The organism is Cellulophaga sp. HaHaR_3_176, assembly GCF_019021925.1.
GTDB lineage: Bacteria > Bacteroidota > Bacteroidia > Flavobacteriales > Flavobacteriaceae > Cellulophaga.
In genome coordinates this window covers 2,849,715-2,869,842 of the sequence record NZ_CP058990.1, presented here as the reverse complement: position 1 = coordinate 2,869,842, position 20,128 = coordinate 2,849,715, and the positions used below count along the sequence as shown (strand labels likewise).

Sequence of the window (20,128 nt, the reverse complement as noted above, 5' to 3'; positions counted from 1 at the left end):
TTGCTGTATGTCAAGTTTTCCACATAAACTTCATAAAAAATTAGAAGAAAGAGAATCTGAAAACTCTATTCGGTCTTTAAACACGTCTACTAGTTTTGTAGATTTTTATTCGAACGACTATATTGGTTTTTCTAGAAATGCTACTATTTTTAATAATACTTCAAGTTTCTTATCAGATAGAAACATAATTCAAAACGGAGCCACCGGTTCTCGCTTAATTTCTGGTAATTATAAATTATACGATGAGGTAGAATTGCAAATTGCAAAATTTCATAAAGTAGAAGCTGCTTTGTTATTTAACTCAGGTTATGATGCTAATTTGGGTTTTTTTAGCTGCATTCCGCAGCGAGGAGATTTTATATTTTATGATGAATATATACATGCTAGTATTAGAGATGGAATAGCAATAAGTAACGCAAAATCATATAAATTTAGCCATAATAATTTAGAGGATTTAAAAGGAGTAATAGATCGAGTGGTTACTTCAAAAACTGCTGAAGTTTATATAATCACAGAGTCTGTTTTTTCGATGGATGGTGATTCTCCTGATCTAAAATCTTTTGCTCACTATTGTGACTCTAGCGATTTTAATTTTATTATTGATGAAGCCCATGCTATTGGAGTTTTTGGGGAAAACGGAGAAGGATTGGTATCTGAATTAGGAATTCAAAATCAAGTTTTTGCACGAATAATAACGTTTGGTAAGGCAATGGGGTGCCATGGCGCTGCTGTTTTAGGGAGTGAAAAATTAAAGAATTTTTTAATAAACTTTGCACGTAGTTTTATATATACTACAGGTTTACCGCCACATTCTGTAGCAACAATTGGCGTAGCTTATGTTGAATTGCATACAAAACATGAAAATTTAAAACCTGCCAGAGTCGAATTGTTAGATAACATCAAATATTTTAATGAGCAGGTAGAATTCTTAAATTTAAGTTCGTTTTTTATTTCAAGTGCTTCGGCAATACATTGTTGCGTTATTTCAGGTAATAAAGAAGTGAAGCAAATAGCTGAAGATATTCAAGAAAAAGGTTTTAATGTAAAAGCTATTTTATCACCAACGGTATCAATTGGGCAAGAGCGAATTCGATTTTGTTTACATAGTTATAATACAAAAAAAGAAATTTTTGAGGTGTTATCTTATTTAAAAGAAAAACTAAATAGTAATGAGTGATAAGTTTGTTACGATAGCTGTATTCGAGTACGTGTCTGATATGCAAGTGCTTAAAACCAAGCTTGAATCTGAAGAAATTCAAGTTTTTTTGAAAGATGAAAACACATTAAATTCAGATCCGATGATAAGCCATGCAATTGGTGGTGCAAAACTACAAGTATTTAAAGAAGATGAGAAAAGGGCTTTAGAAATTTATGATAGTATACGTAGTTATGCTATTGGAGATGATGGATTGCCTATAACATGCCCAAACTGTAAAGCTCAAAAATCAGAAAGTTATTACGAGAGAAAAAGTATTTTTCACAAGCTATTTCCTTTTTTTGAAAAGAGAAAATATTTATGTTTAAATTGTAAAATGATCACAAAACCTTAAAAATATGAAAAGACTTTTTGTTACAGGAATATCAACAGAAGTAGGTAAAACAATAGCATCAGCAATTTTAACAGAAGCGTTAGAGGCTGATTATTGGAAGCCTATACAAGCTGGAGAATTGGATAACTCTGATAGTCATAAGGTGAAAAGTTTAATATCAAATTCAAAAACTGTAATTCACAAAAACAGTTATGAGTTAAAATATCCAATGAGCCCGCATGCTGCTGCAGCAAAAGAAGGTGTTGAAATTGATAGATTTCATATTGAAGCTCCTGAAACAAATAACCATTTGGTTATAGAAGGTGCGGGAGGTTTATTGGTTCCTTTAAATGAAGAGGATACAATGTTAGATATTATTATGCCCGATTATAAGGTTGTAGTTGTTTCAAGACATTATTTAGGGAGTATTAACCATACATTGTTGACTGTAGAGTGGTTAAAATTAAAAGGTTATGATGTAGTCATTTTATTTAGTGGAGATGAACATCCGTCAACAGAAGAAATTATTAGTAAAAAAACAGGAGTTCCTATACTTGGTAGAATAAATGAAGAGTTAGTTTTTGATAAGGCTACCATCAAAAAATATGCAGACATTTTAAAACCAAGCATCGATTTACTTTAGTCATTTTAAGTTTTAATCTTGTCGTAATTGTTGCATATTAATTAGCATCTTTGCAGTGTATTAACAATGATTTTTTAAAAATACGACAATTGAAAAACATTTCAGAAAGAGATAAAAAACACATTTGGCATCCTTTAACTCAGCATAAATTGCATGATAGCATGTTGGCGATAACAAAAGCTAAAGGTTGTGTTTTAACAGATGAAGAAGGAAAAGAATATATCGATGGTATATCATCTTGGTATACTAGTGTATATGGCCATTGTAATGATTTTATTTTAGGTAGAGTACAAGCTCAAATGCAGCAATTAGATCAAATTGTTTTTAGTGGTTTTACACATGAGCCTGCTGTAAAATTATCAGAAGAATTAATAAAAATATTACCTGAAAATCAAGAAAAAATATTTTTCTCTGATAATGGTTCTACATCTACCGAAATCGGAATTAAAATGGCTTTGCAATACCATTTTAATAGAGGTGAAAAACGTAATGTTTTATTAGCTTTTGAAGATGCTTTTCATGGTGATACGTTTGGAGCAATGTCAGTTTCAGGTCTTTCGGTGTATAATGGTCCTTTTGAAGATTTTTTTATTGAAGTAGAGCGTATAGCTCCTCCGACAAAAGAAAATATATCAAACACCTTAGATCAGCTAGAAGAGCTGTTGAAAAATAATAATGTAGCAGGTTTTATATATGAGCCCTTAATACAAGGAGCTGCAGCAATGCAAATGCATGACGCTGATGGTTTAAATGAAATTCTGAAACTCCTAAAAAAGTACGGAGTAATAACTGTTGCTGACGAGGTGATGACAGGTTTTGGTAAAACAGGAAAATATTTTGCTTCAGATTATATTACTACAAAACCAGATGTTATTTGCATGTCAAAAGCGTTAACTGCAGGTTTGGTGCCTATGGGGGCAACAAGTTGTACGCAAAATGTGTATGATGCTTTTTATAGCGGTGAAATTTCTAAAGGTTTATTTCATGGTCACACCTATACAGGTAATCCATTAGCATGTGCGGCTGCATTAGCAGGTATAGAATTGTTGAAATCGAAAGAAATTCAAGATAATATACAGCGTATTATGGCTTCACATAAAAAGTTTAATGCAGAAATTAAAGAACACCCAAAAGTGCTTCAAACAAGGCAAACGGGTATTATATATGCGTTAGATTTAAATGTTGAAATGGAACGATACGGAAGTTTGAGAGATAAGTTGATGAAGCATTTTATGGATGATGGAGTATTTTTGCGCCCATTAGGAAGCACCATTTATATTTCAGCACCTTATGTAATTACAGAACAACAATTACAGAAAATATATGATAGTATACGTTCTGTTTTGGAATTAATTTAGAAGTAAGATTTTGATTGAAAAAATAGCAATAACTGCAATATCATCTATATCTCCTTTGGGAATTTCTCAAGAAGAGATATGGGAAGCATACCAAAAAGATAAAACTCTTTTGAAAAAGAGAAACATTAATAATGAAGATGTTTGGGTAGGAGCACTTACTAGTGAAGGACAAAAGGAAATAAAAAAATTACAGCAGTCAGATGCTAAATATAAAAGTTTAGATGAGAGTGTCTTGTATGCATTATTTGCTTCTCGAAATGCTGTAAAAAACGCAGGTTGGAAAGCAGGTGATAATTTCGGTATAAATATGGGATCTTCAAGAGGGGCTACTGCTTTGTTTGAAAAATATCATGAAGAATTTATAAAAGATGGAGTGTCTACAACATTAGCTTCGCCAACAACAACGTTAGGTAATATAGCTTCATGGGTAGCGCACGATTTACAAACAAAAGGTCCTGAAGTGTCACACTCAATAACGTGTTCAACAGCATTACACTCTTTATTAAACGGAGTTGCGTGGTTGCGCGGTGGTATGGCAGAAAAGTTTTTAGTGGGTGGTAGTGAGGCACCTTTAACACCGTTTACAATTGCCCAAATAAAAGCATTGAAAATTTATTCAAGAGAAAATACAGAATATCCTTGTCGAGCTTTAGATTTAGATAAAAAATTTAATTCTATGGTTTTAGGTGAAGGTGCATCTGTAGTGTGTTTAGAAAAAGGAGTAACAGAAAATAGCTTAGCAGAAATTGAAGGCATAGGCTATGCTACTGAAATTTTAGAACATAATATCTCTATTTCTGCTGATGCAGTTTGTTTTCAGCGTTCCATGAAAATGGCTTTAGGTACTATAGGCCCTGATGATGTTGATGTAATTGTAATGCATGCCCCTGGCACAAAAAAAGGAGATTCTTCAGAAGTTAACGCAATAGAGAAAATATTTAAAAATAAGAAGCCATTTTGTACTACAAATAAATGGAAGATAGGTCATACTTTTGGTGCATCAGGTATGTTGAGTTTAGAGTTAGGGGTTTTAATGCTACAACACCAAAAAGTAATTAATGTACCTTATATAAAAAACGATAAGCACCCTGATAAAATTTCAAGAGTATTGGTAAATGCAGTTGGATTTGGTGGTAATGCTGTAAGCATATTGCTGAAAAAATAATATAAGAAAGATAATAAAAAGGTAAAAGCTCTTTTGAATTTATTCTCGAAGGAGCTTTTTAATAAACAAGAATTTCTTTATTGGGATTTGAATTACAAAAAGGCTATTTTTGACACTTGATTTAATTGAGCACATGAGCGAGACAAAACACAACTGGACAAAACAAGAAATACTTGATATATACAATAAACCAATGATGGAGTTATTGTATGATGCGGCAACAATACACCGTAAAAATCATGATCCGAACACAGTTCAGGTATCTACACTTTTATCAATAAAAACAGGTGGTTGTCCTGAAGATTGTGGGTATTGTCCTCAAGCCGCTCGTTACCATACCGATGTTAAAGGAAACGATTTAATGACTGTGCCTCATGTAAAAGCTCAAGCACTTAGAGCAAAAGCATCTGGTAGTTCAAGAGTTTGTATGGGTGCTGCTTGGCGTAATGTTAAAGATGGACCAGAGTTTGATCAAGTATTAGAAATGGTACGTACTATAAACAAGCTTGATATGGAGGTTTGTTGTACATTAGGTATGATTACCGAAAACCAAGCAAAACGTTTAGCAGAAGCTGGTTTATATGCATATAATCATAATTTAGATACTTCAGAAGATTATTATAAAGATGTAATTTCAACAAGAGCTTTTGAAGATCGTTTAGATACGATAAGCAATGTTCGTAAAACAAACGTAACTGTTTGTAGTGGTGGAATTATTGGAATGGGAGAAAAATTAGAAGATAGAGCGGGTATGTTAGTTGCTTTAGCTTCTTTAAACCCACAACCAGAGTCAGTGCCTATAAATGCACTAGTTGCTGTAGAAGGTACTCCGATGGAAGATATTGAGCCTATTGCAATTTGGGATATGATTAGGATGGTTGCTACAACGAGAATTGTAATGCCAGACACACAAGTACGACTATCTGCTGGTAGAACTGAAATGAGTAGAGAAGGCCAAGCGATGTGTTTTTTCGCAGGAGCTAATTCTATTTTTGCAGGTGATAAACTTTTAACGACTCCAAACCCTGATGTAAGTCAAGATATGGAGATGTTTGAATTATTAGGTTTAAACCCTCAAAAACCATTCACGAAAGTTTCACAACCAAAAACCGTTGAAGCTCAAGACTCAGAATTTCAGACATTAGGTGAAAAACCTAAATGGTCTAGACCTGGTCATAAAATTGAAAGAAACGAAGCGGCTAAATCAAAGACTCAACTTTAGGTGATAAGGTAAATTCTTTACTTAGTAAGCAGACATTTTTATGATAATTTTAATAAGCTAAGAGTCGAGAGGATTTTTAAATTTAATATTATTTTAAAATTGTTTTATCATTGAATTTACAAGAAATACCTAGAGTAAAAGATATTACTAAAGAAGACTTTATTAATCTATATTTTAAGCCTCAAAAGCCTGTGGTTATTGAGAGATTTATAGAAGATTGGCCTGCATATGAAAAATGGAATCTCGATTATATTAAATCGGTTGCGGGTGAAAAAATAGTCCCCTTGTATGATGATCGACCCGTTAGTCATGAAGATGGCTTTAACGAGGCGCATGCTAAGATGAAAATGTCTGAATATGTCGATTTATTAAAAAAAGGACCTACAAAATTTCGTATTTTCTTGTGGAATATTTTAAAAGAAGTTCCTCAATTGCAAGATGATTTTAATTATCCTGATTTTGGTTTGAAAATGCTAAAGGGCTTACCTATGATGTTTTTTGGAGGGCAAGATTCATATACCTTTATGCATTATGATATTGATTTAGCAAACATATTCCATTTTCATTTTCAAGGGAAAAAAGAAATTATACTTTTTGATCAATCTCAGAACAAACATCTTTACAAGGTACCGTATTCATTGATTACTCATGAGAGTATAGATTTCTCTAACCCTGATTTTAAAAAATGGCCAGCATTAAAAAGTGCATCAGGGCACAAAACTTTTTTAAAACATGGTGAGGTTTTATATATGCCAGAAGGTTATTGGCATTATATGAAATATATAACTCCAGGTTTTTCAATGAGTTTAAGAGCATTGGCACGCAATCCTAAAAATTTAAGTAAAGCAGTTTATAATCTAATATTTATGCGATATTATGATAATATAATGAGGAGGCTTTATGGGCAGAAGTGGATTGATAAGAAAAATAGAAAAGCAATTAACAGAACAAATAGTCTGGCTAAATAGGGCAATTAAACTAGAATGGATATCTTTGCCAGCTTAATAAAAGTATTAATTATATTATTAAAATAGTTATGAAAAAAGTTATAGTTGCCTTAACAATGATTTTAGGTGTGTCTTTTGTAAATGCTCAAGCTTTTGAGGGTAAAGAAGATTCTAAATTTCAGATAGGAGCAAATTTTCAGAAAAATGGAACAGGTATCGTAGTTGTTTATGATTATGGTATGGGAGAGAATTTTTCTTTAGGTCTTTCTTCTTCTTATGTTTTAGGAATAGATAAAGAGTTAGGGGCTGATTTTGGAGATAGAGTAGATTTAAAAGCTCGTTTTAATGCAAACCTTGGTAATGTATTTCAATTAGGGGATAATGTAGATATTTACCCTGGATTGAACTTAGGTCTTAAAAATTTTGGTGGTCATTTAGGTGGGCGTTATTTTTTTACTGATGGTTTTGGTTTGTTTATTGAGGCATCAACACCTTTTGCAAAATATAAAACAGAAAATTTAACACCTGCTGAGAAATTACATAATCAATTTGTATTCAGTTTTGGAGCTACTTTTAACTTGTAGTAGAATGTTATTCGGTTAAATAAAAAAGGCGATTGTTTTACAATCGCCTTTTTTATTTAATTAACTCCGTAATTTTTTCATAAACTAAGTTAGACTCCCATCCACGATATAATAAATAGTCTGCTAGTTTTTTTCTTTTCTTTTGAATGTTAGTTTCTTTGATAGCTTCAGTTCTTTTAACTGCTAGGGCATGCAACGTGTTTAGGTAGTCGTCTGCATCAATTTCTTTAAGAGCAGTGTTTATGTTGTATTTAGAAATTTCGCGTTGTTTTAGCTCATTTATAATGCGCCTTTTTCCCCACTTTTTAATTCTAAATTTACCACGCGCAAAACTTTTTGCAAAACGTTCTTCGTTTAAATAATTTTCTTGAATTAAAGTGTTTAAGATTGTGTCAATGGCAATCGGAATCATTCCCATTTCTTTTAGTTTTTGAGAAACTTCTTTATGGCAACGATCTTGATATGCACAAAAATACTCAATTTTTTTTGTTGCTTCGTTAATGGTGTATGAAGGTTGAGGTTTGTACATGTTGTAAATCCGATACTATTTGTAGTTTAAAATAAAGGTACTAAAACAAGTTTGTGTAAAACAAAAAAAGCGACCTCATTGCTGAGATCGCTTTTGTATTAGTATATGGTTTTTCCGTCTTTATTTTTAAAACGGTATTCGAGATATGTATATGCATCTCTAGGTTGTATTTTAATCCATTTTTTGTGTTCTAAAAACCATTTAGAGCGTAATGATGGAAAACCTTTTGTAATGTAAGCAGCGATAAATGGATGAATGTTTAATGTAATTCCATTATCCTTTGCTGGTCCGTTGAGTAATTTCTCAAGATCGGCATTAATTTTATCTATTAAAACAATTGGAGCTTCTACCTCTTGACCTTTTTGGTTAGGGTCTTCTTCAGTTGTTTTAATATTCATTTCGGGTCTAACCCTTTGTCTTGTAATTTGTATAAGGCCAAACTTACTAGGAGGCAAAATTTTATGTTTTGCTCTGTCGTCTTTCATTTCATCTCTAAGATGATCAAATAGTTTTTTCCTATTCTCGCCTTTGGTCATGTCGATAAAATCTACAACAATAATCCCGCCCATATCACGTAGGCGAAGTTGCCTAGCTATTTCAGAAGCGGCCAATAAGTTTACTTCTAAAGCAGTGTCTTCTTGGTTTTTTGCTTTGTTAGATCTGTTTCCACTGTTAACATCTACAACATGTAACGCTTCAGTATGTTCAATGATTAGGTATGCACCTTTGCTCATTGCAGCGGTACGACCAAAAGAGGTTTTAATTTGACGCTCTATTCCAAATTTTTCAAAAATTGGAACGGTATTGTCACTATACAATTTAACAATCGATTCTTTTTCTGGAGCTATTTCAGCTACGTAATCTTTTACTTGTTCATAAAGCACTTCGTCATCAACATGAATACCTGTAAAGGAATCATTAAAGACATCTCTTAGTATAGATGATGCTCTGTTTAGTTCTACTAGAACTTTTGATGGATGCGGAGCTTTGTATAATTTTTTACACATTACTGACCATTTTGCCAGTAAGTTTTGTAGATCTTTGTCGAGTTCTGCGACTTTTTTGCCTTCTGCAACTGTTCTTATAATAACACCAAATCCCTTTGGTTTTATGCTTTTTACAAGTCTTTTAAGCCTATCTTTTTCTTCTGTACTTTCTATCTTTTGAGAAACAGAAACACGATCAGAAAATGGAACCATAACTAAGTAACGCCCAGCAATTGATAATTCTGAGCTTATTCTTGGTCCTTTTGTTGAGATAGGTTCTTTAACAATTTGCACTAATAAAGATTGGTTTGCTTTAATTACATCTGTAATTACACCATCTTTATTAATATCATTTTCAAACGGGAAGTCTTTTAAGGAATAATCTTTTAATTTTCCTGTGCTTGCTTGCTTTATGAATTTTAGCATGGTAGCTAACTGAGGTCCTAAATCGTGGTAATGCAAAAAAGCATCTTTTTCGTAACCCACGTTTACAAAAGCAGCATTTAATCCAGTAACTGGTTTTCTGACTTTGGCAATGAAAACATCACCAACAGAAAAATTATTACTGTCTTCTACTTTTTGTAACTCAGTTAATTTCCCATCTTTTAATAAGGCAAAATCGACGGTTTCGGAACTAGATCTTACGATTAATTCTCTATTCACCTGAATCAATTTTTCTCTATTTATTTAAATACAACTTTTTTTGAAAGTCAATTTAAAAAATAAATGGTTAAACAATTTTGTCTAACAGGTTTGTGTTTTTTTTGTAAACCTGATGAAATTCTTTTCAGAATTTCTATGTCAATGAACGTATTAAAACGAAAAAGTAGTTGAAACAACTACTTTTTCTTGTGACGGTTAGCTCTTCTACGCTTCTTGCGCTTATGTGTAGCTACCTTATGTCTTTTTCTCTTCTTACCACTTGGCATAAAAATATACTTTTAAGATTAATAATTTTTTTATTTTACTTCAACATTGCTCTTTACACTTTCTACAAAAACCTTTGCTGGTTTAAAAGAAGGAATATTATGAGCAGGTATTTTAATGGTAGTATTTTTTGAAATATTTCTACCTGTTTTTTCAGCTCTAGTTTTGATGATAAAACTACCAAAACCTCTTAAATATACATTGTCTCCATTTTCCAATGAATATTTCACTTCTTCCATAAAAGATTCAACAGTTGCCTGTACATCTCCTTTTTCAATTCCCAGTTTTTCTGAGATTCTCGTTACAATATCCGCTTTCGTCATTTTCTGTAATAGCTTTATCTATGTTTTTTTCGGGATGCAAATATATAAATTAAAATTCAATGTTCACTCTAAAGAACTTAATTTTAAGTATATAAACTATTACTTTTGATGCTTAGCTTTTTATAAATGATTTTTTCGAAACAAATTCTTCTCTGGTACGCTGAAAACAAAAGGAATCTTCCTTGGCGAAATACGACAAACCCTTATAATATTTGGTTGTCTGAAATCATGTTACAGCAGACTAGAGTAGCTCAAGGTACTCCTTATTATTTGAAATTTGTAAAAAATTTTCCAACTATTCAAGATTTAGCGTCGGCAAGTGAAGAAGAGGTTTTAAAACTTTGGCAAGGTTTAGGGTATTATTCACGTGCTCGAAACCTACATGCAACAGCAAAAATTGTTTCTGATACTTATAATGGCGTTTTTCCTAATACTTATAAAGAGCTTTTAAAGTTAAAAGGGGTTGGTGATTATACAGCGAGTGCTATAGCATCTATTAGTTTCAATTTACCAGAACCAGTTGTTGATGGAAATGTATATAGGGTATTGTCAAGATTTTTTGGAATAGCTTTACCTATTAATAGTACTGAGGGTGTTAAGCACTTTAAAGATTTAGCTCGAAAAGTAATGGACTCTGATGATATAAGAGATTATAATCAGGGTATAATGGAGTTTGGAGCTATACAGTGTACTCCTAAAAGCCCTAATTGCTCAGTTTGTCCTTTAAAAAATAATTGTGTTTCTTATAAAGACAATAGAATAGGTGAGCTACCCGTTAAATTAAAAAAGATTAAAGTTAAAATCAGGTATTTTAATTACCTTGTTATTGTAAATAATAATAACGAAACATATTTACAGAAAAGGATAGGTAAGGGTATTTGGCAAAATTTATATGAATTTCCGCTTGTGGAAGCTGAAAACGAGATAGATGAAAATATTATTTTATCTAAGTTGAGCCAATTTATAGATATAGATGAAAGTGTTGATTTAGTTAAGCATAATTCAGATAAGGTCGTACATAAATTGTCGCATCAGCATTTGTATACTACTTTTTGGATAGTGAGCAGTGAAGGAGAAATTTTAAACGGAATTCCAGTAGAAGATTTAGGTAAATATCCTGTTCCAGTTTTGATCGCAGATTTTATAAAGACGTTTAATTTTTAGTATTTTTGTCAAAATATTTTATGGTATGAGTGGTACGTTAAATAAAGTTATGTTAATAGGTCATTTAGGTGATGAAGTTAAAATTCATTATTTCGATGGTGGTAATTGTATTGCGCGTTTTCCGCTAGCAACAAACGAGTCATATACCAATAGACAAACAGGAGAAAAGGTAGTAAATACAGATTGGCACAATATTGTTATTAGAAATAAAGCTGCTGAAGTTTGTGAAAAATATTTAAGTAAGGGAGACAAGGTTTACGTAGAGGGAAGGTTGAAAAACAGACAATGGCAAGGGGAGGATGGGCAAGCGCGATATACAACTGAGGTTCATGTTCAAGACTTTACTTTTTTAACAACTAAAAAAGAAGGTATGGGTGGCGCTCAATCAGCTCCATCTGTAAAGCCAATGACTCAGAAACCAACAGAAAACACAAATAAACCTTCTTCTCCGGCACCAGCTAATAGTCAGCCTCAACAAGATGATGACTTACCATTTTAATTAAAATAATTTAAACTTCAACTTTGGACCCAGACCCCTTTAGGATATTATTAGATTTCATTGTACTAGATGGTACATTGGTGCTAAAAATAGTAGTACTTATATTATTACTTTTATGTTCTGCTTTAATTTCTGGAGCAGAAGTAGCTTTTTTTGGACTTTCAGGTACAGATGTTCATGGTATTGATGAAGAGAAAACGGCAAAAGGTGCTATAGTTGTAAAGCTTTTAGATAAACCTAAAAAACTTTTGGCAACTATATTAATTGCTAACAATGCTATAAACATTGCTATTGTATTATTATTTACGGCGTTAGGTGATGTTTTTTTTGCTGATATCAATTACCAAATACTTGATTTTATTTCTGTTCGTTTCTTGTTAGAAGTAGTTGTTGTGACTTTTTTAATATTAATGTTTGGAGAAATTTTACCGAAAGTATATGCAAATAGAAATCAGAAAACATTTGCAATAACAATGGCATTTCCTTTAAAGGTTTTAGATTTTTTATTTACGCCATTAAGTTCACCGATGCGTTCTGTAACCATATTCTTATATAATAAATTAGGGAAACAGAAATCAAACCTAAGTGTAGATCATCTTTCTCAAGCTTTGGAGTTAACTTCAGAAGGGGATACAACTAAAGAGGAACAGAAGATATTACAAGGTATTGTCTCTTTTGGTAATACCGATACCAAACAAGTAATGCGTCCTCGTATTGATATTTTTGCATTAAGCTCAGATATGAAATTCATAGAGGTTATTGATGAAATTAAAAAAAGAGGATATTCTAGAATTCCTGTTTTTACCGAGAATATGGATAATGTTCAAGGGGTTTTGTATGTAAAAGATTTGCTACCTTATATAGAGCGTAAAACTTTTAATTGGATGTCTTTAATTAGGGAGCCCTATTTTGTTCCTGAGAATAAAAAATTAGATGATTTATTATTGGAGTTCCAAGATAAAAAAAATCATTTAGCCGTTGTTGTAGATGAGTACGGAGGAACCTCAGGCATTGTTACTTTAGAAGATATTATTGAAGAAATTGTTGGAGATATAAGTGATGAGTTTGATGATGAAGATTTAATATTCTCAAAATTAGATGATCATAATTATATTTTTGATGGAAAGACGAACCTGAAAGATTTTTATCGTGTCGTAAAAATTGATGATGAAAGTGACTTTGAAGATCAAAAAGGAGAATCTGAAACAATTGCTGGCTTTATTTTAGAAATAGCAGGTAGTTTTCCTAAAAGAGGAGAAAAAATTTTATTTAAAGACTATAAGTTTATTGTAGAAAGTTTAGATAAAAAAAGATTGAAACAAATTAAAGTTACATTGCCTAATGAACTGTAAATCTGCTGTTGTATTATTCTTGTTTGGTTTTTTACTCGTAAGTTGTGAAGATGAAAATGTTATGCCTAAGCCAAAGGCAATGCTTCGTTTAGAGTATCCTATGGCAAAAGAAGCTGAGTTGAACGTTGGGGAGCTGACATTTAATTATAATGAGCAAGCCAAGCCGGTAATTAAAAATAAGAATGCAATTATTATAGATTATCCAGGTATGAAGGGGGCTATTTTTATAACCTATAAAAAAATAGATGATAATCTTAAAAATTTAATAACTGATGCCGAAAAACTTTCATTAGAACATATGAAAAAGGCAGATAAAATTGAACCACGAACTTTTATAAATGAGGATAATAAAGTTTATGGAACTTATTTTCAAATTATAGGGGACGCTGCATCGCAATCACAATTCTATTTAACCGATAGTATAAATCATTTTGTAACTGGTTCTGTATATTTTTATAGAAAACCAAACTACGATTCCATATTACCTGCCGCAGATTATCTACAGAGTGATATGAGAACAATTATGGAAACATTAAGATGGTCTAGCGAAGAGTAGATTTAAATTTATTTAAGAATTGCTTCGGCATTTTGAATACTAGAATTCATTTTATCGCGAAGAGCGTTAACTTTTATCTCTTCTTCATCTAAAAATTTCTTTTTTTCGTCGGTCAAAGCTTTTCCTTTCATGATTTCATCGGTGTCAAATCTATCTCCAAAACCTCTCATCCAATCCATCATAGCCTTGTTACTGTCTTTAAGTTCTTGTTTGGCATTTACAAGAGCTTCCGAACTTCCTTCTTTATTAATTTTATCATCAATTTGGCCAATTAATTTTCCTATAGTACTCATTTTAGGCATTACCTCGTCATGTACTGCCATTACCTGTAACATTTGGCTAGGCTCTTCGTTTTTAGGTTTTTCTTTGCAAGAAAAAGTTAAAGTCAATAAAGCGAAACTGATAAGTAAGGTAATTTTTTTCATGTCAAAAATCTTTAAGTGATAAAAGTAAAGATACTATTTCTTTCTTTTCTTTAATTAAATGTAGTTCGTTATTCTTAATTTTGGATGATTATTTGAGTATGAATTATTAGTTTATTTTATGATAAAAACACTTGTTTATTAAGGAATTAGCAGTATATTTGCACCCGCCTATTGAAAATAGGTGTTGAAATATTGATTAATAACAAACACAAGCTATGTACGCAATTGTAGAGATAGCAGGGCAGCAATTTAAAGTTGCGAAAGACCAAAAAGTGTATGTTCACCGTTTACAGAACGAAGAAGGAAGTAAAGTTACTTTTGACAATGTTCTTTTATTAGAAGACGGTAGCAACATTACTATTGGCGCCCCAGCTATAGACGGAGCCGCTGTTGAGGCAAAAGTCATTAAGCACCTTAAAGGTGACAAAGTAATCGTTTTTAAGAAAAAAAGACGTAAAGGTTACAAGGTTAAAAACGGTCACAGACAGTATTTAACTGAGTTAGTAATTGAGAGTATAGTTTCTTCTGGTGCTAAAAAATCAGCTCCAAAAAAAGAAGCAGCTCCAAAAAAAGCTGAGCCTAAAAAAGAAGTAGCTGCTAAAGCCGCTGCTCCTAAAAAAGATGGAAAAGCTGACGACTTGAAAAAAGTTGAAGGTATTGGACCAAAAATTGCGGAAACATTGAGTGCTGCAGGAATTTCAACTTTTGCTGAATTAGCAAAAACTGATGCTGCAAAAATCTCTGAAATCATCGCTGACGTTCGTGGTAACCACGTAACTGATACATGGCCTGCACAAGCTAAATTAGCTGCTGAAGGTAAATGGGATGAGTTGAAGAAATGGCAAGATGAATTAGATGGTGGGAAACCAGCATAAGTATAACAAAATAAAACCGTAACAAAATGGCACATAAGAAAGGTGTAGGTAGTTCTAAAAACGGTAGAGAGTCAGAATCAAAACGTTTAGGTGTTAAGATTTTTGGTGGTCAAGCTGCAATAGCTGGCAACATTCTCGTTAGACAACGTGGAACTAGACACAATCCAGGAGAAAATGTTTACGCAGGAAAGGATCATACTTTACACGCACGTGTAGATGGGATCGTAAAATTCCAAAAGAAAGTAGGAGGTAAATCTTTCGTTTCTATTGAGCCTTTTGAGGCTTAGAAATCTTTCTAGTATTCAAAATTTAGAAACTCTTTTCAGAAATGGAAAGAGTTTTTTTGTTTTAAATTTCACTATAAGGTAACGGACTCTTAATCTTTAGGAAAACTATAACCAGTAATTTGGACAATTGTTTTAATTGTTTATTATGGTTAGAAACTTACTTTATTTATTTTGCACTTCACTTTTTTGTTTTTCAATTACTATTTATTCTCAGCCCTCTAAAGCAGCAAACTCTGATGATGTTTATATAAAACTAAATGATGAGTTGAAAAAAGCTATAGCATCTGAAAATTTTAAAACAATAGCTTTAGCTCGTTTTAATCTTGGTGCTTTTTGCCAACAAAAATCAGTTTATACAGAATCTATAAATCAATTTAATGAATCTCTTTATTTGTGTAAGGGCGGTAAGCAAGATTCCCTCTGCATTTCGCTATTAAATAAATTAGGGGAAATTCATTTGTCTTTAAAAAATTACGATACTGCTGAAAGATATTTTAGGCAAGGTGTTGATGAGGCTTTTGATTTGAGTGATACTAAGAAAATTGCATATAGTAAAAGTAATTTAGGTGCTTGTTTTGAAAAAAAAGGAAATTATATAATAGCCTTAGAACATCAAAAAGAGAGTTTGTTATTATATGAGCAAATAGCTGACGTCGACGGAATATCAGTCGTAAATGAAAATATTGGCAGTATATATGAAGATTTGGAGCAATTTAACCTTGCTAAAAAGTATTTTGAAAAAGCTTTGTCGCTTCATGTAGATAAACAAGATGTTAGATTATCTAGTATTTTAAACAATTTGGGCGACGTGTATCGGAAAACTGGTTTTTTTGATAAAGGATTAATTTATACTAAACAATCTTTGTCGGTAGCGAAACAAATTGGAGATACGGAAAGAGAAGCTAGTTCGTATAAGGATCTTTCTAAAAATTATGCTTTGTTACAGGATTTTGAAAAATCAAATAATGCATTAAATACATTTATTGAATTAGATATAGAGAATAGAAAACTTCAAAGTAGTAATCAAGCTAATGCACTCCAAACAATTTATGATACCAAAGAAAAAGAATCTAAAATAAGGTTGTTACTTCAAAATAGTAAAGTTGATAAAGCGCATAATAACTTACTGCTTTTATCTATAATAGCAGTTGTTTTCTTAGGATTAGCTTGGTATTTATATATTTCAAAAAAGCGTCGAGTACTAAAGCAGGCTTTAGAATATGAGAAGCGAATTGTTAATGCTGAATTAGAGAAAAAGAAAATAGAAGAAGATAGCCTTAAAAAAGAGGTGGATTTAAAGAATTTAACGCTTTCTAGATATAGCCTTCACTTATCTCAGAAAAATAAAATGCTTTCTAATCTTTCTAATACTTTAAAAAATAGTTTAGAACGTACAAATGTTGATTTAAAAAGAAAGCTAAATGAAGTAATTGGCGAGATTGACTATAATTTAGAACAAGAAGATGAATGGGATGAATTTATGTCATTTTTTAAAGAAACACATCCAGATTATATTAAGAGAATTACAAATTCAGCTTTAAGTGTTTTATCTGCTGCAGAATTGCGATTGAGTATTCTGTTACGTCTTAACTTAACCTCAAAAGAAATAGCATCTATATTAAGGTTGACACCTGATAGTGTTCGAGTTTCTCGTTACAGACTCAGAAAAAAATTACCAATCGATTCTAAAGAAAGTTTGAGCGCTTTTTTAAAGTCTTTTTAGGTGTTTCGTGCGTAATATTTGCAAAGGGTTAGCTCAATGTAAATAAATTCTTATTGTTGCCTTATTGTTTCTATTCGTTTTAACTAATCTTTCCTTTTTGTTCTCTTTAAATAAACATTGTATCTGTTTGGTATACATAGTTTTGTCGGTAATAAAACCAACGAAAATGAAATCTATTAAAACATTAAAATTCACTTTATTTCTACTGCTTGTTGCTTGTTGTAGTACTGCAATTATGGGGCAAAGTGGAAATGTAAAAGGTACTATATCTGACGAGAACGGAATAAATGTACCAGGTGCAACAGTATTTATTAAAACATTAAAAAAAGGATCAGTAACTGATTTTGATGGTACATTTTCTTTAATTGATGTGCCGACGGGAACATACAGTCTTTTTGTGTCTTATTTAGGGTACGCAGATTTAGAACAAAGTGTAACTGTAGTAAATAATGAAACAGCTGTAGTATCAATTTATATCACACCTAAAAGTGTAGAGCTTGATGGAGTTGATGTTGTAAGTTATGGTTTGAGTAGTCAGTCAAAAGCATTGAATACACAAAAGACAAACTTAAATATTACAAATGTTGTGTCAACAGATCAGATCGGGAAGTTTCCAGACTCTAACATAGGTGATGCTGTAAAACGTATACCAGGTATAACTATGCAGGTTGATCAAGGTGAGGCTAGAAATGTAATTGTTCGTGGGCTTTCACCTCAATTAAACTCTGTTACTTTAAACGGTAGTCGTATACCATCGGCAGAAGGTGATAATAGAAATGTTCAGATGGATTTAATTCCGGCAGACATGATTCAAACCATTGAAGTTAGTAAAGCAGTTACACCTGATATGGATGCAGATGCATTGGGTGGTTCTGTAAATTTAATTACAAGAACATCTTCACAGAGCTTTAGGTTGTCATCTACTTTAGGTTCTGGAGTTAATTTTATTAATGATAAATTAAATTATAATGGTTCATTTCTTTTAGGTGATAGAAGTACTAACGGTAAATTTGGGTGGATGCTCTCGGCATCTTACAACGCAAGTGATTTTGGTTCTGATAATATTGAAGCAGAATGGACAGATGAGTTTGAATATTATACAGGATCTGATGATGGTGAAGGAGAGCCTATTTTGGAAGAAATAGATGTTGATCCTTATGCAAATGTTTTCGAGCAACGTGAGTACCTAGTTCAGCGTATTAGAAGAAGTTTTTCTGCTAATATGGATTATAGGTTCAATGCTAATAACTCTGTTTTTTTAAAAACGATTTATAACTGGAGAGATGACAGGGAAAATAGATTTAGAGTGCAAAGTGAAATGTTAGATGCAGAAGATATTGAAGAGAGTGATTTTACGATTACTAACGGAATCGTAACAAGGTTTCCTGCGGAAATATCAAGAGAGACGAAAGGCGGTATTGATAACGATAGAAACAAAAATCGTCGTTTAGAAGATCAACGTATGCAAAACTATAGTCTTGGTGGAAAACATTTATGGGGTAATTTAAAAGTAGATTGGATGACTTCTTTAGCAAAAGCATCAGAGGAAAGATTAAACGAAAGATATATCGTTTTTAAAAGTGAGTATAGTGTGTTAAATGATAATACTGACTCAAATTATCCTCTGTTTATAACTGAAAATGTTGCAGATGCAAGTCTCGATAATTTTGAATATGATGAAGCTACAGAAGAGAATCAATATACAGAAGAAAAAGATTTTAATGTATTTGTAAATTTTGAACTTCCGTCAGATATTTTCGGAAATGGAGATGGTTTTGTGAAATTTGGAGCAAGAGCAAGAATAAAATCTAAATTAAGAGATAATAATTTTTTTGAATTTGATCTTGAAGATGATTTTCCAACTTTGGCCAGTGTGCCTACAAATAATTTATCAGATTCTAAATTTTTAGCAGGTAGCCAGTATGAGATAGGCACATTTGCTGACGAAAAATGGTTAGGAGCTTTGAATTTAGTTAACGGAGAATCTGTGCCAGACGAGTTTTTAAGAGCAAATTTTAATGTAGATGAAAATGTGTTTGCAGGGTATGCAATGACAAACCAAAAAGTCACAGAAAAATTAAGTGCTCTTTTTGGGGTAAGAGTTGAAGCAACTAATATTACGGCAATAGGGAATAGAATTGCGGATGAGGAGAATTTAGAAGGACAAATAACAAAAGAGAGTTCTTATACAAACATAATGCCTGGTATGCATTTAAAATATGCTCTTGCAGAGCAAACAATTTTACGTTTTGCATGGACAAATACATTAGCTAGACCTAATTATGCAGACTTAGTTCCTTCTGTAGATATAATATCTGGTGATGAAGAAATTGTTATTGGTAACCCTGATTTGGAAGCAACAACATCGATGAATTTTGATGTTATGGGAGAGCATTATTTTGAGAGTGTAGGGATTATTTCAGGAGGTGTATTCTATAAAAACATAGATAATTTTATTTATACTTCAAGAACAGAGACTGTAGATGAAGCTTTTGGAACAGGAACAACGGGTTATGAATTGTTTCAACCACTTAATGGAGATGGGGCAAAAATATTTGGGGCGGAATTTGCTTTCCAGCGTCAATTAGATTTTCTTCCAGGGTTTGCGCGTAATTTTAGTTTATATGTAAATTACACTTTTATTTCTTCTTCAGCTGATGGTATAAAAAATGAAGATGGAGAAGAGAGAGAAAATATAGATTTACCCAATACAACACCAAATACCTTTAATGCTTCATTAGGGTATAACGATAAAAAATTCTCAGCAAGACTTTCTACAAATTTTTCTGATTCTTATATAGATGAATTGGGTGGTAATGAGTTTGAAGATAGATATTATGGCACTCAATTATTCGTGGATTTTAACGCTTCTTTTAAAGTAGATAAAAGTTTGAGTTTTTACATGGATTTAAATAATATCACAAACCAACCATTACGCTATTTTCAAGGTGTTGAAAGCCGTACACAACAGTTGGAGTATTACGGACAACGCCTAACGTTTGGATTGAAATACGATTTATTTAAAAAATAAAAA

20 protein-coding genes are annotated in these 20,128 nt (G+C 32.0%); 16 read left to right on the top strand and 4 right to left on the bottom strand.

Annotated elements, in window-relative coordinates; translation table 11 throughout:
* Positions 1-7 precede the first annotated feature (7 nt).
* From H0I23_RS12705 to H0I23_RS12670, 8 genes are all read left to right on the top strand, one after another.
* Positions 8-1,177: a pyridoxal phosphate-dependent aminotransferase family protein gene (locus H0I23_RS12705; protein WP_216783669.1), complete on the top strand. Its 1,170-nt coding sequence runs from the start codon at positions 8-10 to the stop codon at positions 1,175-1,177.
* Positions 1,170-1,550 (top strand): DUF2007 domain-containing protein, encoded by a 381-nt coding sequence (locus H0I23_RS12700; protein WP_216783668.1) that lies wholly within the window; start codon positions 1,170-1,172, stop codon positions 1,548-1,550. Before H0I23_RS12705 ends, H0I23_RS12700 begins: the two co-directional genes overlap by 8 nt.
* Positions 1,551-1,554: 4 nt before the next feature.
* The gene (bioD, locus tag H0I23_RS12695) at positions 1,555-2,172 is read left to right on the top strand and encodes a dethiobiotin synthase (protein ID WP_216783667.1); all 618 of its coding nucleotides are present in this window, start codon (positions 1,555-1,557) and stop codon (positions 2,170-2,172) included.
* A gap of 89 nt (positions 2,173-2,261) precedes the next feature.
* Positions 2,262-3,530: an adenosylmethionine--8-amino-7-oxononanoate transaminase gene (bioA, locus tag H0I23_RS12690; protein WP_216783666.1), complete on the top strand. Its 1,269-nt coding sequence runs from the start codon at positions 2,262-2,264 to the stop codon at positions 3,528-3,530.
* 10 nt (positions 3,531-3,540) lie between these two features.
* The gene (locus tag H0I23_RS12685; RefSeq protein WP_216783665.1) at positions 3,541-4,695 is read left to right on the top strand and encodes a beta-ketoacyl synthase N-terminal-like domain-containing protein; all 1,155 of its coding nucleotides are present in this window, start codon (positions 3,541-3,543) and stop codon (positions 4,693-4,695) included.
* A 133-nt stretch (positions 4,696-4,828) separates the two neighbouring features.
* The gene (gene bioB / locus H0I23_RS12680) at positions 4,829-5,917 is read left to right on the top strand and encodes a biotin synthase BioB (protein ID WP_216783664.1); all 1,089 of its coding nucleotides are present in this window, start codon (positions 4,829-4,831) and stop codon (positions 5,915-5,917) included.
* A gap of 110 nt (positions 5,918-6,027) precedes the next feature.
* Complete coding sequence (locus tag H0I23_RS12675; protein WP_216783663.1) at positions 6,028-6,885, top strand: cupin-like domain-containing protein; 858 nt, start codon at positions 6,028-6,030, stop codon at positions 6,883-6,885.
* 68 nt (positions 6,886-6,953) lie between these two features.
* Positions 6,954-7,448: a DUF6646 family protein gene (locus tag H0I23_RS12670; protein ID WP_216783662.1), complete on the top strand. Its 495-nt coding sequence runs from the start codon at positions 6,954-6,956 to the stop codon at positions 7,446-7,448.
* Positions 7,449-7,500: 52 nt separating this feature from the next.
* Here H0I23_RS12670 and H0I23_RS12665 read toward each other — a convergent pair whose 3' ends face one another.
* The 3 genes from H0I23_RS12665 to H0I23_RS12655 all read right to left on the bottom strand — a co-directional run bounded on the left by H0I23_RS12665 (position 7,501) and on the right by H0I23_RS12655 (position 10,213).
* Complete coding sequence (locus H0I23_RS12665; protein WP_216783661.1) at positions 7,501-7,977, bottom strand: regulatory protein RecX; 477 nt, start codon at positions 7,975-7,977, stop codon at positions 7,501-7,503.
* Between the two features lie 98 nt (positions 7,978-8,075).
* Complete coding sequence (locus tag H0I23_RS12660) at positions 8,076-9,626, bottom strand: ribonuclease E/G (RefSeq protein WP_216783660.1); 1,551 nt, start codon at positions 9,624-9,626, stop codon at positions 8,076-8,078.
* Positions 9,627-9,922: 296 nt separating this feature from the next.
* Positions 9,923-10,213, bottom strand: coding sequence for an HU family DNA-binding protein (locus H0I23_RS12655; protein WP_013549904.1), 291 nt, complete (start codon positions 10,211-10,213; stop codon positions 9,923-9,925).
* A gap of 126 nt (positions 10,214-10,339) precedes the next feature.
* Here H0I23_RS12655 and mutY point away from each other — a divergent pair, with 126 nt between their 5' ends.
* From mutY to gldD, 4 genes are read left to right on the top strand one after another with little or no spacing between them, the layout of a single operon-like run.
* Positions 10,340-11,377: an A/G-specific adenine glycosylase gene (mutY, locus tag H0I23_RS12650; protein WP_216783659.1), complete on the top strand. Its 1,038-nt coding sequence runs from the start codon at positions 10,340-10,342 to the stop codon at positions 11,375-11,377.
* 25 nt (positions 11,378-11,402) lie between these two features.
* The gene (locus H0I23_RS12645; RefSeq protein ID WP_216783658.1) at positions 11,403-11,876 is read left to right on the top strand and encodes a single-stranded DNA-binding protein; all 474 of its coding nucleotides are present in this window, start codon (positions 11,403-11,405) and stop codon (positions 11,874-11,876) included.
* Positions 11,877-11,899: 23 nt separating this feature from the next.
* Positions 11,900-13,228, top strand: coding sequence for a gliding motility-associated protein GldE (gene gldE, locus H0I23_RS12640; RefSeq protein ID WP_216783657.1), 1,329 nt, complete (start codon positions 11,900-11,902; stop codon positions 13,226-13,228).
* Positions 13,218-13,784 carry a gliding motility lipoprotein GldD gene (gene gldD / locus H0I23_RS12635; protein ID WP_216783656.1) on the top strand — a complete coding sequence of 189 codons (567 nt, stop codon included), beginning with the start codon at positions 13,218-13,220 and terminating at the stop codon, positions 13,782-13,784. The genes gldE and gldD overlap by 11 nt, the downstream gene beginning before the upstream one ends.
* An 8-nt stretch (positions 13,785-13,792) precedes the next feature.
* Here the strand turns inward: gldD and H0I23_RS12630 are convergent, their stop codons facing one another.
* Positions 13,793-14,209 (bottom strand): hypothetical protein, encoded by a 417-nt coding sequence (locus H0I23_RS12630; RefSeq protein ID WP_216783655.1) that lies wholly within the window; start codon positions 14,207-14,209, stop codon positions 13,793-13,795.
* 215 nt (positions 14,210-14,424) lie between these two features.
* On the opposite strand from H0I23_RS12630, the gene rplU reads away from it, so the two are divergent.
* The 4 genes from rplU to H0I23_RS12610 all read left to right on the top strand — a co-directional run bounded on the left by rplU (position 14,425) and on the right by H0I23_RS12610 (position 20,125).
* Positions 14,425-15,084, top strand: a complete 660-nt coding sequence (rplU, locus tag H0I23_RS12625) for a 50S ribosomal protein L21 (RefSeq protein ID WP_216783654.1) — start codon at positions 14,425-14,427, stop codon at positions 15,082-15,084.
* A 26-nt stretch (positions 15,085-15,110) separates the two neighbouring features.
* Positions 15,111-15,371, top strand: a complete 261-nt coding sequence (gene rpmA, locus H0I23_RS12620; protein ID WP_216783653.1) for a 50S ribosomal protein L27 — start codon at positions 15,111-15,113, stop codon at positions 15,369-15,371.
* A gap of 145 nt (positions 15,372-15,516) precedes the next feature.
* Complete coding sequence (locus H0I23_RS12615) at positions 15,517-17,094, top strand: tetratricopeptide repeat protein (protein ID WP_216783652.1); 1,578 nt, start codon at positions 15,517-15,519, stop codon at positions 17,092-17,094.
* A gap of 166 nt (positions 17,095-17,260) precedes the next feature.
* Entirely contained in the window at positions 17,261-20,125 is a 2,865-nt protein-coding gene (locus H0I23_RS12610) for a TonB-dependent receptor (protein ID WP_216783651.1), read from the top strand.
* Positions 20,126-20,128 lie beyond the last annotated feature (3 nt).